Origin of the sequence: Microbacterium sp. ZW T5_56 (assembly GCF_044987425.1) — a bacterium.
Taxonomy (GTDB): Bacteria; Actinomycetota; Actinomycetes; order Actinomycetales; family Microbacteriaceae; genus Microbacterium.
Genome location: NZ_JBJDRI010000002.1, coordinates 140,121 through 153,039 on the forward strand (window position 1 = coordinate 140,121; position 12,919 = coordinate 153,039).

General features: G+C 67.2%; 13 protein-coding genes and 1 tRNA gene. 5 read left to right on the forward strand and 9 right to left on the reverse strand.

Annotation, left to right across the window (positions count from 1 at the left end; genetic code table 11):
- Positions 1-2: 2 nt before the first annotated feature.
- Both ACI3KU_RS02025 and ACI3KU_RS02030 read right to left on the reverse strand, forming a co-directional pair.
- Positions 3-1,124 (reverse strand): Gfo/Idh/MocA family protein, encoded by a 1,122-nt coding sequence (locus ACI3KU_RS02025; RefSeq protein ID WP_404920612.1) that lies wholly within the window; start codon positions 1,122-1,124, stop codon positions 3-5.
- Positions 1,121-1,933 (reverse strand): sugar phosphate isomerase/epimerase family protein, encoded by an 813-nt coding sequence (locus ACI3KU_RS02030; RefSeq protein ID WP_404920613.1) that lies wholly within the window; start codon positions 1,931-1,933, stop codon positions 1,121-1,123. The genes ACI3KU_RS02025 and ACI3KU_RS02030 overlap by 4 nt, the downstream gene beginning before the upstream one ends.
- Positions 1,934-2,037: 104 nt before the next feature.
- On the opposite strand from ACI3KU_RS02030, the gene ACI3KU_RS02035 reads away from it, so the two are divergent.
- The 4 genes from ACI3KU_RS02035 to ACI3KU_RS02050 all read left to right on the forward strand — a co-directional run bounded on the left by ACI3KU_RS02035 (position 2,038) and on the right by ACI3KU_RS02050 (position 6,100).
- Positions 2,038-2,940, forward strand: a complete 903-nt coding sequence (locus ACI3KU_RS02035; RefSeq protein ID WP_404920614.1) for a TetR/AcrR family transcriptional regulator — start codon at positions 2,038-2,040, stop codon at positions 2,938-2,940.
- Between the two features lie 52 nt (positions 2,941-2,992).
- The gene (locus ACI3KU_RS02040) at positions 2,993-3,673 is read left to right on the forward strand and encodes a YqaJ viral recombinase family protein (RefSeq protein WP_404920615.1); all 681 of its coding nucleotides are present in this window, start codon (positions 2,993-2,995) and stop codon (positions 3,671-3,673) included.
- A 201-nt stretch (positions 3,674-3,874) separates the two neighbouring features.
- Entirely contained in the window at positions 3,875-5,602 is a 1,728-nt protein-coding gene (locus ACI3KU_RS02045; RefSeq protein WP_404920616.1) for an MDR family MFS transporter, read from the forward strand.
- 9 nt (positions 5,603-5,611) lie between these two features.
- Positions 5,612-6,100, forward strand: coding sequence for a MarR family winged helix-turn-helix transcriptional regulator (locus tag ACI3KU_RS02050; protein WP_404920617.1), 489 nt, complete (start codon positions 5,612-5,614; stop codon positions 6,098-6,100).
- A 63-nt stretch (positions 6,101-6,163) separates the two neighbouring features.
- Here ACI3KU_RS02050 and ACI3KU_RS02055 read toward each other — a convergent pair whose 3' ends face one another.
- A complete protein-coding gene (locus tag ACI3KU_RS02055) occupies positions 6,164-7,873 on the reverse strand; it encodes an AMP-binding protein (RefSeq protein ID WP_404920618.1) in 1,710 nt (569 codons plus the stop codon).
- A gap of 77 nt (positions 7,874-7,950) precedes the next feature.
- Positions 7,951-8,844 carry a LysR family transcriptional regulator ArgP gene (locus ACI3KU_RS02060; RefSeq protein ID WP_404920619.1) on the reverse strand — a complete coding sequence of 298 codons (894 nt, stop codon included), beginning with the start codon at positions 8,842-8,844 and terminating at the stop codon, positions 7,951-7,953.
- Between the two features lie 70 nt (positions 8,845-8,914).
- Here ACI3KU_RS02060 and ACI3KU_RS02065 point away from each other — a divergent pair, with 70 nt between their 5' ends.
- Complete coding sequence (locus ACI3KU_RS02065; RefSeq protein ID WP_404920620.1) at positions 8,915-9,571, forward strand: LysE/ArgO family amino acid transporter; 657 nt, start codon at positions 8,915-8,917, stop codon at positions 9,569-9,571.
- A gap of 71 nt (positions 9,572-9,642) precedes the next feature.
- Here ACI3KU_RS02065 and rplA read toward each other — a convergent pair whose 3' ends face one another.
- The 5 genes from rplA to ACI3KU_RS02090 all read right to left on the reverse strand — a co-directional run bounded on the left by rplA (position 9,643) and on the right by ACI3KU_RS02090 (position 12,642).
- Positions 9,643-10,329, reverse strand: coding sequence for a 50S ribosomal protein L1 (gene rplA / locus ACI3KU_RS02070; RefSeq protein ID WP_404920621.1), 687 nt, complete (start codon positions 10,327-10,329; stop codon positions 9,643-9,645).
- Positions 10,330-10,342: 13 nt separating this feature from the next.
- Entirely contained in the window at positions 10,343-10,774 is a 432-nt protein-coding gene (gene rplK, locus ACI3KU_RS02075) for a 50S ribosomal protein L11 (RefSeq protein WP_404920622.1), read from the reverse strand.
- Between the two features lie 365 nt (positions 10,775-11,139).
- A complete protein-coding gene (nusG, locus tag ACI3KU_RS02080; RefSeq protein WP_404920623.1) occupies positions 11,140-12,204 on the reverse strand; it encodes a transcription termination/antitermination protein NusG in 1,065 nt (354 codons plus the stop codon).
- A 64-nt stretch (positions 12,205-12,268) separates the two neighbouring features.
- A complete protein-coding gene (secE, locus tag ACI3KU_RS02085; protein ID WP_404920624.1) occupies positions 12,269-12,532 on the reverse strand; it encodes a preprotein translocase subunit SecE in 264 nt (87 codons plus the stop codon).
- 37 nt (positions 12,533-12,569) lie between these two features.
- A tRNA-Trp gene (locus ACI3KU_RS02090) sits at positions 12,570-12,642 on the reverse strand.
- Between the last annotated feature and the right edge of the window lie 277 nt (positions 12,643-12,919).

The window sequence follows — 12,919 nt, forward strand, 5'->3', positions numbered from 1 at the left end:
CCCTAGAGCGTCGCCGCGAACGGATCGCGGTCTTCCGGCACGAACGGGATCTCCCCCACCGTGCTCTCGACGGTGACGAATTCGCCCGACGCGACCGACTCCTCGATCGCGGTGAGGGTGTCGAACACGTGGTAGCCGATCTCTCCGGTGGCGATGTGAGCGGTGCCGCCGCGAATGGCGCGAGCCATGTCCAGCACACCGAGCCCACGCCCGGATTCGATCCCCACCGGAGCGAGGGTCTCGTACTGCGGCCCGTCACCCATGCGGTCGATCGAGGGAGCGCGTGTGATCTGCACATCACCGCCGAACGTGTTCGGGTCGGGGATGATGAGGGTGCCCTCGGTACCCGTGATCTCCACCACGCCCGTGCGGGCGAGGGGCGAATCGAAGCTGAACACGCTCTGCGACTGCTGTCCCGACTCGAAGCGCGCGATGGCCTGCACCAGCGTAGGCACCTCCACGGGGAACTCCTCACCGGTGCGCGGACCGACCTGGACCGTGCGGCTCTCGCGGCCCCGCAGACCCACGGCGGCGACCGCGTCGACCGGGCCGAAGAGGTGGACCAGCGCCGTGGCATAGTACGGACCCATGTCGATGAGCGGACCCGCTCCGCGCGCGAACAGGAAGTCGGGGTTCGGGTGGAAGATGTCCGGCCCGATGTACTGCATCGCGGTCTGCGCGGCCAGCGGCACCCCGATGTCGCCGCGGGCGATGGCACGCCGCGCGGTCTGCAGGCCGGGGCCGAGCACGGTGTCGGGCGCGACTCCCACGCGCACGCCCGCAGCATCCGCGGCGGCGAGCATCGCCTTCGCTTCCTCACGACTCACGCCGATCGGCTTCTCACTCCAGACGTGTTTGCCCGCGGCGATCGCGGCGAGACTGACCGGAACGTGCGCCTGCGGAATCGTGAGGTTCAGGACGAGGTCGACCTCCGGGTGGGCGAGCACCGCATCGGGGTCACCGCTCTCCGTGACGCCGTACTTCTCCGCCTGTGCGGCGGCGCGCTCGGTGTCGAGGTCGCCGATGATGACGACGCGGATGTCCGGGAACTTCGTGAGGTTGGTCAGGTACTGGTCGCTGATCATGCCGGCTCCGATGAAGCCGATGCCGAAGGGTGCGCTCATCGCACGCCCTCCTCGCGCAGGAAGGCGGCGCTGGCGTCGATCGCGCCGAACAGATCGCCGTCATAGGTGTCGAACTCCACCACCGCGAACTCGGCAGCGGGCGCGGCCGCGAGCACCTCGCGCAGCGGGACCTCGCCCGTGCCCGCGATGCGCTGCTGCAGAGTGACCGACGTCGGGTCGGCGGCGCGGAACGGGTCCTCACCGAGGATGCCGTCCTTCATGTGCAGAAGGCGCACACGGTCGCCGAGACGACCCAGCAGCGCGGGAACATCCTGTCCGCCGATGGCCGCCCAGTAGACGTCCACCTCGAGCACGATGCGCGGATCCAACAGCGCGGTGAAGGCCTCCAGAGCGCTGACGCCGTCGAAGGAGGCGATGAACTCCTGGGAGTGGTTGTGGTAACCGAGGCGGATGCCGCGCGCCTCGGCAGCGTCGACATAGCTGTTGAGGCGATCGGCGGTCGCGCGGATCGCCTCGATGCTCTTCCAACGATCCGGCGAGACCATCGGGTCGATCAGGGTGGTCGCCCCCAGCGTCTCGGCGTCGTCGAGCACCTGCTCGAACGGCGGGTTGACGATCACGGTGTCGCCGTAACGGACCTCATCCGTGAGGAAGCCGGCGTGCGCGCTCGGGGAGACGAGGCCAGCGGTATCGAACGCCGCACGAAGCTCCGCAGCACGACCGACGAAACCGAACGCCTCCACGTTGCGGAATCCAAACTCGGCCAACCGCGCCAGCGTTCCGGGGGTGTCCTCAGTGAGCGCGTCGCGCACCGTGTAGAGCTGGACCGAGAGTTCCGGTGTGGACATGGGGAGCCTTCCTCGTCTTCGAGAAGCAGTCGTTGAATTCGACCTGTGGTTGGGTTTTGTCAACATCGTAGCCTCAAAACTCGACCAGCGGTAGAGTTTCCGACATGACTTCCCGACCGACACGCGGCGCAGACCCCGACGGCTCTCCCGACGCACGATCAGCACACGGAGTCGCCGCAGACGCAGCGCGAGGGATCGGCGCGGGTGCTGGACGAGAGATCGGGGCAGGTGCCGCGCGAGGGGTCGCCGCAGACACAGCGCACGGGGTCAGCGCGGGTGCGGCGCGCGGGATCGGTGCCGGCATCGCGCACGGGGTCAGCGCGGGTGCGGCGCGCGGGGTCAGCGCGGGTGCGGCGCGCGCGATCGGTGCCGGCATCGCGCAGGGAATCGGGTCGGGCGCAGCGCGCGGACCGTATGCGAAGACGGAGCAGTTCCGCCTCGATGTGCTCGACGCGGCGCTGCGGATCCTGGCCGAGCGGGGCTTCGACGCCACCACGCTGCAGCTCATCGCCGACGAAGTAGGCCGCTCGAAAGCGGGCCTGCTGCACCATTTCGGCTCGCGTGAGGCTCTCATGCTGGAGATCGTGCGGCACCGCGATGCCGTCAACCGCCGCACCTTCCCCGCCGTTCCCGGAGATGACTTCGCCACAACGCTCGACCTCGTCACGCACAACACCACGGTGCCGGGGCTGGTGGCGCTGTTCAGCATCACGGCGGCGCTTGCCGCTGGCGACCCTGACGACACTGACCGCCGCGCGTACTTCCGCGAGCGCTATGAGCGCAATCGCGCGGGTTTCGCTCGCCGGCTCACCGAAGCACAAGCGGCGGGAACGGTCCGTGACGACATTCCCGCGGCAGATATCGCCAGCCTGTTGCTCGCGGCGATGGACGGGCTGCAGATCCAGTGGCTCCTGGACGACGGCGTCGACATGGCCGCACAGCTGTCGTCGTTCATTCGCCTCGTTCAGCCGCCGAATCCTGAACCGGAAACACAGCGCGGGTCCTGACGCGCCGGGATCGGTGTCCGGCAGAGTCGGTGGCGGGGCGTAGCCTCGAGTGGTGACTCCGGAACTTCAGGCGCGCATCATCGCGGACTCCCGCGACCGCGTCGGCTGGCTCCGCGCACGATCCCGCGGCATCACCGCCACGGACGTCGCCACCCTCACCACCGAGCGGTCGATCGCACGCGCCGCGGATGCGAAGCTCGGCGGCGGATCACGCTTCGGCGGCAACGCGTACACCGACCACGGTCGGCGGCGCGAGCCGGAGATCGCGGCCTGGGTCGCGGCGACACACGGCATCTCTCCCTCCAGCGCGCTCTTCTGCGCCGAGGTGGAGAAGCGCCACCTCGCCACGCCGGACGGGATCGGACTGGATGAATCCGGCGCCGTCGTGCTGGCGGAGATCAAGACGACGAACAAGTCGTGGAACTCAATCCCGCGCAACTACCTTCGTCAGGTGTGGTGGCAGCAGCACGTGCTGGGCGCGGAACGCACGCTGTTCTGCTGGGAGGAGCACGAGGACTTCGTGCCGCTGCACGACGAGCCGCGAGCCGTGTGGATCGATCGCGACGACCGCGAGATCGCGAAGCTCGTGCGCCTGGCCACCGGACTGATCGACGAGCTGCATCGTCGCACCCACCCCGACACCACTCTGTTGCCCCCGCGCCCCACGGCGGCCGGCCCGAGGCAGACCCCGCGCGAGCGCGACATCTTCCGCGCCCTCGCCCTCGCCGACTGACCCGAAACACCCAAGCAAGGCCGAGAAACCCCGCGTTGCGGGGTTTCTCGGACTTGCTTGGGTTTCTCGCGCATGAGGACGGGCGTAGCTGGGCGTTTCATCTGAACCGCGGCGACCCGGCGGGAATAGTTGGCGTTCGTCAACCATTTCCCTTATCGTTGACTCTTCTCAACTACTTGAGCGAATTACACGAAAGCCGCAATGTCAGCCATCACCGCACCTCCCGCCGCTCCGGCGAAGATGACACACCGCCAGGTTCTCGAGGCCCTCTCCGGCCTGCTCCTCGGCATGTTCGTGTCCATGCTCGCCAGCACCGTCGTCTCCTCGTCGATGCCCGTCATCGTCTCCGACCTCGACGGCGACCAGACCGACTACACCTGGGTGATCACCTCCACGATGCTCACCACCGCGATCTTCACCCCGATCTGGGGCAAGCTCGCCGACCTCACCAACCGCAAGCTGCTGATCCAGATCGCCCTCGTGATCTTCGTGGCTTCCTCTGCAACGGCCGGCTTCGCGCAGAACCCCGAGATGCTGATCGCGTCCCGCTTCGTGCAGGGCGTGGGCGCAGGTGGTCTTGCCGCGCTCAGCCAGGTCATCATGGCCGACATCATCAGCCCGCGCGAGCGCGGTCGCTACATGGGTCTGTTCGGCGCCGTGATGGCCGTCGCCACGGTCGGCGGCCCGCTGCTGGGTGGCTTCATCACCGACGTCGCCAACTGGCGCTGGAACTTCTTCATCGCGGTCCCGTTCGCCGTTCTCGCGCTCATCCTGCTGCAGACCACGCTGCACCTGCCGAAGCAACCCAAGCGCAAGGTGAGCATCGACTACCTCGGCATCGTGTTCCTGGCGGCGTCCGTGTCGCTGCTGCTGATCTGGGTCACCGAAGCGGGCACGCAGTTCGAGTGGGCCAGTGCCGAGACGGCCTGGATGACCTCCATCGCCGGTGCCGCCGCGATCGCCTTCGTGGTGACCGAGCTGCTCGTCAAGGAGCCGCTCATCCCGCTGTCGCTGTTCAAGAACCGCACCTTCACGCTCTCGGTGATCGCGTCGATCTCCATCGGTGTGGCCATGTTCGGCACCTCGGTCTACCTCAGCCAGTACATGCAGATGTCGCGCGGTGCCACGCCCACCGAGGCGGGTCTGATGAGCATTCCGATGATGGCCGGCGTGCTGGTGAGCTCGATGCTGATCGGTCAGATCATCACCCGAACCGGCAAGTGGAAGCGCTGGGTGGTGCTCGGCTCGATCATGCTGCTGGTGGGCATCACGATGCTGGCGACCATCCGCTACGACACCAACTACTGGCTGCTGTCGGTCTACATGTTCCTCACCGGCGCGGGCGTCGGCATGGCGATGCAGAACCTCGTGCTCGTGGTGCAGAACACCGCCCGCCCGCAGGAGATGGGTGCGGCGTCCTCGGGTGTCGCGTTCTTCCGCTCGCTCGGCGGCACCGTGGGTGTGTCCGTGATGGGTGCCATCGTCGCGTCGAGCGTGACCACCCTGTTCACCGACAACAAACAGCGCCTCGCCGATGCCATCACGACGGTCGCGAAGAACGAGGGCACCAACACCGCGCAGAAGATCAGCGACATCATGACGAGCGGCAAGCTGCCGGTGGTGCATGAGCTGCCCAACCCGTTCCGCGGCGTGTTGGAGGACCTGTACGCACAGGCCATCTCGCACTCCTTCATCATCGGCATCCCGCTGGCCGCGATCGCCGTGGTGGCGATCATCTTCCTCCCGAACATCTCGCTCACGCGCCAGACCACCACCGAACGTCTGGCCGAGGACGAGGCGGGCATGGTGGCCGTCACCACCGGCATGGCCACCACCGGACCCATCCCGGTTGTCACCGGTGCCACGTCGACGGTGGCCCACGACGGCGGGGACCCCCGCTCGTCGCGGTCGGATTCGCCCCGCGACTAGGCAACCACGATGATGGAGAGCGTGACCAGCGAGATGGACCGGCCCGCAGCGGCCGACGTGCGCACCGCGGCGATGCGCGCCCTGGAGTCGGAGTTCAGCGGACTGATCGCCCGCATGCGGCACCTGTACATCGAATACGCGAACCGCGTCTCACCGGGGATGCTCCCCGGCACGTACAAGGTCTTCTCCATCATCGCGCGGCGGGGGCCCATCACGGCCTCCGCCGTCGGCGAGACGCTGATGATGGACAAGGCACAGATCAGCCGCATCACGCGCGAGCTGTCGGAGCTGGGACTCCTCGAGCGCACGCCTGACCCGAAGGACGGCCGCGCCAGCCTACTGTCGGCATCCGAGGAGGGACAACGCCGCATCCGTGCCGCCATGGACTCCGGCGACAACCACCTCGTGCGATCACTCGAGGACTGGGACATCGCGGATATCAGTCGCCTGACGGTTCTGCTCCATGCGCTCGGCGAGGGTCGGCCTCCGGCCCCCTGACGCGGTGATCTTTCGCGCACCGGGCTCCTCTTCGAACGGAAGAGGAGCCCGGTGCGCTGTGGCCTACGGACGAAGCCCGGGGAAGTCTGCGTCGCGGAACTCGGGACCGCGCTCCCCCGCGGCGGCGCGCTCGCGCTCGCGGGCTCGCAGCTCGGCGCGTCGGATCTTGCCGGAGATGGTCTTGGGAAGCTCCTCGACGAATTCCACTCGACGCACGCGCGTCCACGGTGCCAGGTGCTCGCGCGCGTAGCGCAGCACCTGCTCGGCGGTGGCCGCATCCGATGCCGCTCCGGCCACCAGCGTCACGTACGCCTTGGGAACCGCCTGGCGCTCGGCATCGGGAGCAGGAACCACCGCGGACTCCGCGACGATCGGGCACTCCAACAGCACCGATTCCACCTCGAACGGCGAGATCTTGTAGTCCGAAGCCTTGAAGACATCATCGGTACGGCCCACATAGGTGACGTATCCGTCGGCGTCACGGGCGGCGATGTCGCCGCTGTGGAAGAAGCCGCCGGCGAACGACTGTGATGTGCGCTCCGCGTCTCCCACGTATCCGGTCATCAGCGCGAGGGGGTGCTGGGAGAGGTCGAGGCAGATCTCCCCTTCCCCGACTCCGTCCACCACGAGTCCGGTGTCGGGATCCACCAGCACGGAGGGAACACCCGGCAGCGGCATCCCCATGGACCCCGCACGCACCGGCGTTCCCGGCGGGTTGCCGAGCTGCGCGGTGGTCTCGGTCATGCCATAGCCGTCGCGGATCTCGAGTCCCCACGCGTTCTTCACCTGCGCGATGACCTCGGGATTCAACGGCTCGCCGGCACCGACCAGCTCCCGCAGCGACGCGGGTCGCGCACCGAGATCGGCCTTGATCAGCATGCGCCACACCGTCGGCGGCGCGCAGAGGGTGGTCACGTGTCGCTCGCGCAGCTGCGCCAGGAACGCCGCCGCATCGAACCGGGCGTAGTTGTAGACCAGCACGGTGGCCTCGGCGATCCACGGCGCGAAGAAGCTCGACCACGCGTGCTTGCCCCAGCCGGGTGACGACACGTTCAGGTGCACATCGCCGGGTTGCAGCCCCAGCCAGTACATCGTCGACATCATGCCCACCGGGTACGACACCTGGGTGTGCTCGACCAGCTTCGGACGCGACGTGGTGCCGGAGGTGAAGTACAGCAGCAGGCGATCATCCGGTGCCGTGCCCGGGTGCTCGGTCGGCCCAGCCGGAGTTGCGAACGCCTCCGAGAACGAGACCCAGCCCTCGCGTGCGCTGGTGCAGATCCGAACGGCGTCTCCCGCGATGGCGTCGAACTTTCCGGCGTCCGCGTCGTTGCAGATCACCGCGCACGCCTCGCCACGCTCGATCCGGTCGGCAAGATCCGCCGGTCCCGCCGCCGTCGCGGTGGGCATCAGCACCGCTCCGAGCTTGATCACCGCGAGCATCGCCACCCACAGTTCCACCTGGTTGTTGAGCATCAGCAGCACCGAGTCGCCGCGGCCGATCCCGTGCGAGCGCAGGAACGCGGCCACCTGGTCAGAGCGAACCGCGAGCGCGTCGAAGCTGTACGACGCCTCCGAGCCGTCGGCTTCGACGATCACCAGCCCCGGGCGCTCATTTCCCCGCGCGAACGCGTCGAACCAGTCGATCGCCCAGTTCCATCTCTGCCCCACGTCGGGGAAACGGAACTCGGCGGTCGCGCGTGCACGATCGGCGCGAAGCGCGAGCAGCTGATCCCGCGCGATCCGGTACTCGTCGGTGGGCGATGCGGCCATGCAACTCTCCTTCAGGTCTGTGACGATCGTACGCTTCGTTCCTCGAGCGCCACCGGCTCCTGCCGGCTCGGCTCCCGCTAGGAAACGGGGATGAGCACGGCCCGCGCACGGGCGACCACGGCGTCGCCGACTTCGTCCAGCAGCGCGGAGCGCAGGTGCCACTGCTGCCAGTACAGCGGGACATCGATGCCCACGTCCGACAGCGGCCGGATGCGCCCGCTCGCGTGCGGCTCATCGGACTGAAACGGCAGCAGCTGCCCCCACCCCATCCCCATCAGCACGGCATCGGCGAAGTCGGCCGATGCCGGCACCCGCTGTCGAGGCGGCAGCGCCGGATCGACCCCCTGGCGCACCAGCCACCGCGTCTGCAGATCGTCACGCCGGTCGTAGTCCACCAGCGGTGCCCGCTGGAGTGCGCGGGTCGTGACGCCCTCGGGGAACCAGCGATCGTGGAAGGCGACGGTGGCGAACGGGACGTAGCGCATCGCGCCGAGCGGGGTCACCCGACACCCGGCGATGGGCTCGGCTCGCGAGGTGACCGCGGCGATCACCGTCCCCTCCTCCAGCAGCCGCACGGTGAAGTCCTGGTCGTCGCGATGCAGGTCGAACACCACCGGGAGGCGAGCGCTCAGCTCCGCGATCGCGGGAAGAAACCAGGTCGACAGAGAATCCGAGTTGACGGCGATGGGCAGACTCGTGAGGCTTCCCTCCTCGCGAATGCCGATGGCCGACATCGCGTCGGCCTCCAGATGCGCCAGCTGGCGGGCATAGCGGATCACCGCTTCACCGGCCTCCGTCGGGCGGACCGGGCGGGAGCGGACCAGCAGCACCTGCCCGAGCAGCGACTCCAGCGTGCGCAGTCGCTGACTCACCGCCGGCTGTGTGATGCCGAGCACCGTCGCCGCCGGTTCGAACCCGCCCTCCGACACCACGGCGGCCAGCGTGAGCGCGAGATCGGGCGGAATTCTCATATAAACAATGCTAATGATAATGAAGATTTCATGCCTGGTGTTTGTTGTGAGAGATTCCTAGTCTGGAGCCATGCCCTTCCTCACCGGTCTCGGAATCGGACTCTCCCTCATCATCGCCATCGGTGCCCAGAACGCCTTCGTGCTCCGTCAGGGCATCCGACGCCAGCACGTCTTCGTCGTGGCCCTGATCTGCGCGGCCTCCGACGCGGTGCTGATCTGCGCCGGCGTCGTCGGCGTAGGCGCCGCTCTGGAGACGGTGCCCTGGCTCGTCACCGCGGTGCGATGGGTGGGCGTCGCCTTCCTTCTGACCTACGCATTCCTGGCCCTGCGTCGGGCGTCCAAGCCTTCCGGGGATGCGCTGGAGGCTGCTGCCGATGCACCGCCGCACGACGGTCAGGCCGGAGGCGGAACGGCACTCGCCACCCGCACGGCAACGTCCTCGCTGCTCGCCGTGGTCGGCGCGACGCTCGCGATCACGTGGCTCAACCCGCACGTATATCTGGACACCGTGATCTTCCTCGGCTCGGTCGCGCAAGCACAGAGTGGCGCGCGCTGGATCTTCGCCGCCGGATGCATCACCGGCAGCTTCCTGTGGTTCTTCGCACTGGCGTACGGGGCACGTCTGCTCGGGCGCTGGCTGAGCAGCCCACGCGCCTGGCGGATCCTCGACGTCATCGTCGCCGTGTTCATGCTGGTCATCGCCGGCATCCTCGCGTTCGGACACTGACACCCCGCCAGGAGAGCACCAACGACGAAGGCCCCCACCTCGCGGTGGGGGCCTTCGCACGATTCAGCGCATCAGATGGCGTTGACATCCAGCGGGATGCCGGGGCCGAACGTGGTCGACACCGAACCCTTCTGGATGTAGCGACCCTTCGAGCTGGACGGCTTCAGACGAACGATCTCGTCGAGCGCGGCACGCAGGTTCTCGTTCAGGGCGTCAGCCGAGAACGATGCCTTGCCCACAACGAAGTGGACGTTGGCGTGCTTGTCGACGCGGAACTCGATCTTTCCGCCCTTGATCTCCTCGACGGCCTTGGCCGGGTTCGGGGTGACCGTGCCGGTCTTCGGGTTCGGCATGAGGCCACGCGGACCCAGGACCTTACCGAGGCGTCCGACCTGACCCATGAGCTCCGGGGTGGAGACGGCGGAGTCGAAGTCGGTCCATCCGGCGGCGACCTTCTCGATGAGCTCGGTGCCACCGACCTCGTCAGCACCGGCGGCGATGGCGGCCTCAGCAGCCGGGCCGTTGGCGAAGACGATGACGCGGGCGGTGCGGCCCGTGCCGTGCGGCAGCATGACGGTGCCACGGACCATCTGGTCCGCCTTGCGCGGGTCGACCGAGAGCTTGAGCGCGACCTCGACGGTCGAGTTCATCTTCGACGAACCGGTCTCCTTTGCGAGCTCAACGGCCTCGCTCGGAGTGTAGAACTTGCCAGCCTCGATCTTCTCGACGGCGGCGATGTAAGCCTTGGACTTAGCCATGTTGGTCTTCCCCTCAGCCCTCAACCGTGATGCCCATGGAACGGGCGGTGCCGGCGATGATCTTCGAGGCAGCCTCGATGTCGTTCGCGTTCAGGTCGGCCTGCTTCGTCTCGGCGATCTGACGAACCTGCTCCTGGGTGAGCTTGCCCACCTTGACGGTGTGCGGGGTCGACGATCCCTTGGGGACACCGGCAGCCTTCTTGATCAGCTCAGCCGCCGGGGGCGTCTTGAGGATGAACGTGAAGGAGCGGTCCTCGTAGACGGTGATCTCTACGGGGATGACGTTGCCGCGCTGCGACTCGGTCGCGGCGTTGTACGCCTTGCAGAACTCCATGATGTTGACGCCATGCTGACCGAGCGCGGGGCCGATCGGCGGCGCCGGGTTGGCTGCACCGGCGTTGATCTGAAGCTTGATCAGGCCGGTCACCTTCTTCTTCGGTGCCATTTCCTCTTCCTTTCTCCGAACGGACCAGACGGCCCGCTCTCCCGCGGATCCGGCGGTTCCGGAGCGCGGTGCAGGTTCGCGCACGATCGAAGAACGCGCACAAACCACAAAAGTCTACCGCATCCGCCCGACTGCTCCCGCATCCGGTGTGGCGGCGTCGGTGGCCCACCCCGCCTTCGTGGTCTCAGAAGGCGTCGGCGGCCGTCGCTGCGCCGACATCTTCTGAGACCACGACGAGAGGTGGTCTCAGAAGACGCGAGTTCCGACGTCCTGGGCAACCGCTTCTGAGATCAATCGCCGGACGCCGCGGCGAGCAAACACAGAACCCCCGCGGCGATGCCGCAGGGGTTCGTGAAAGACGGTTGTCAGATCATCTTGGTGACCTGGTCAAACGACAGCTCCACGGGGGTCTCGCGCTCGAACAGGGAGACGAGCACGGTGAGCTTGCCGCTCTCGGGCTTGATCTCGGAGATCGTTCCGGGAAGACCGGCGAACGAGCCCTCCTTGATGGTGATGGTCTCGCCGATCTCGAAGTCGATCTCGGCCGCGACGCTGCGCACCGGAGCAGATCCGCCGGCACCGCCGGACTTCGCCGATCCGGACTCGCGTACCTCGACGAGGGACTTCAGCATGTTGAAGGCCTCTTCGAACCGCAACGGGGTCGGGTTGTGGGCGTTGCCCACGAAGCCGGTGACGCCCGGGGTGTGGCGAACGACGGACCAGGTGTCCTCGTTGAGCTCCATGCGAACCAGCACGTAGCCGGGGATACGGACGCGCGTGACCATCTTGCGCTGACCGTTCTTGATCTCGACGACGTCCTCCATCGGGACCTCGATCTGGTAGATGTCATCCTCGACCTCGAGCGTCGCCTTGCGCTGCTCGATGTTCTGCTTCACCTTGCGCTCGAACCCGGCGTAGGAGTGGATGACGTACCACTTACCCGGGAGGGTGCGAAGCTCCAGCTTGAAGGCCTCGTACGGGTCCTCGTTCGCCGCCTCGGCGTCATCCTCATCGGACTCGGCCTCCGCGACTGCGCTGCTGTCCTCGGCGATGGCGTCCACCTCGGCCGATGCGTCGCGCACCGACTCCGTGAACTCCGGGTCGAGCACGGGCTCATCCGGCTCGCCGTTGATGTCGGGACCGTCGTACGGGGTCACGTCCACGTCCTCCTCCAGAGCAGGGTGCGCATCCAAGAACGCGTCGGCTTCCGCCTCCAGCACCTGCTCGTTGTCATTGTCGAAATCATCGCCCGAGGCATCTGCCTCGTCATCGCCGTCCTCGTCGTCGATCACGTGGATCGCGGCGGTCTCGGCGGCATCACTGGCGCGGTCTTCGACCAGATCGATGTCACCGGTCTGGTGTTCGTCAACTTCGCTGGACTGCTCGGCCGCGGGGCCCCAGTCGGCGTCGTCGTGGAATCGTTCGGACACGGACTCTCCTTCGGTCACATCAGCCGGTCATCCGCAGTCGCACCGTGCGGGATTGCTCGGAATCTTACTCCGGCGAGCCGAACACGTACTGGGTGAGCAGCGTGAAGAGCGTGTCGAGGCCGTAGACGAGGGCCATCATGACGACCACGAAGCCGAGCACCACGAGGGTGTACTTGACCAGCTCCTGCCGGGTCGGGGTGACAACCTTGCGAAGTTCGCCGAAGACCTGACGAATGAAGAGCGCGATGCGAGCGAAGACATTCATCTTCTTCTCACGGGTGGCGCCGCTGGTCGTCGCGACATCGTCGCGCGAAGCGTCTTGATCCATCCTGCATGCACCTTTCATTGCCAGCGTGCGCTGAGCGCAGGGCGGACAGGAATCGAACCTGCAACCTGCGGTTTTGGAGACCGCTGCTCTGCCAATTGAGCTACCGCCCTAGAGATCCGGGATCTCAGGGGAGATGTCGGCATCTGCTGTGCGAGGCACAGCGAAACAATGCAGACATCAACTGCGTATCCCAGCATAGGGCATGCACACGGCGGTGGCGAACCGAGGGCGGTTGTAGCCGCGTCCCGCGCGTGTCGCCTGCGCCGCGATCTCCGGCGCGCCGGATCTGTCCGCGCAGCGCGAAACCGCGCGCTGGGACCGGGGCGCAAGGCTCCCTCGCTGATAGGCTCGCCGTTCCGGCGGAGCGGGGTCTCCGTCGCCTGTTTC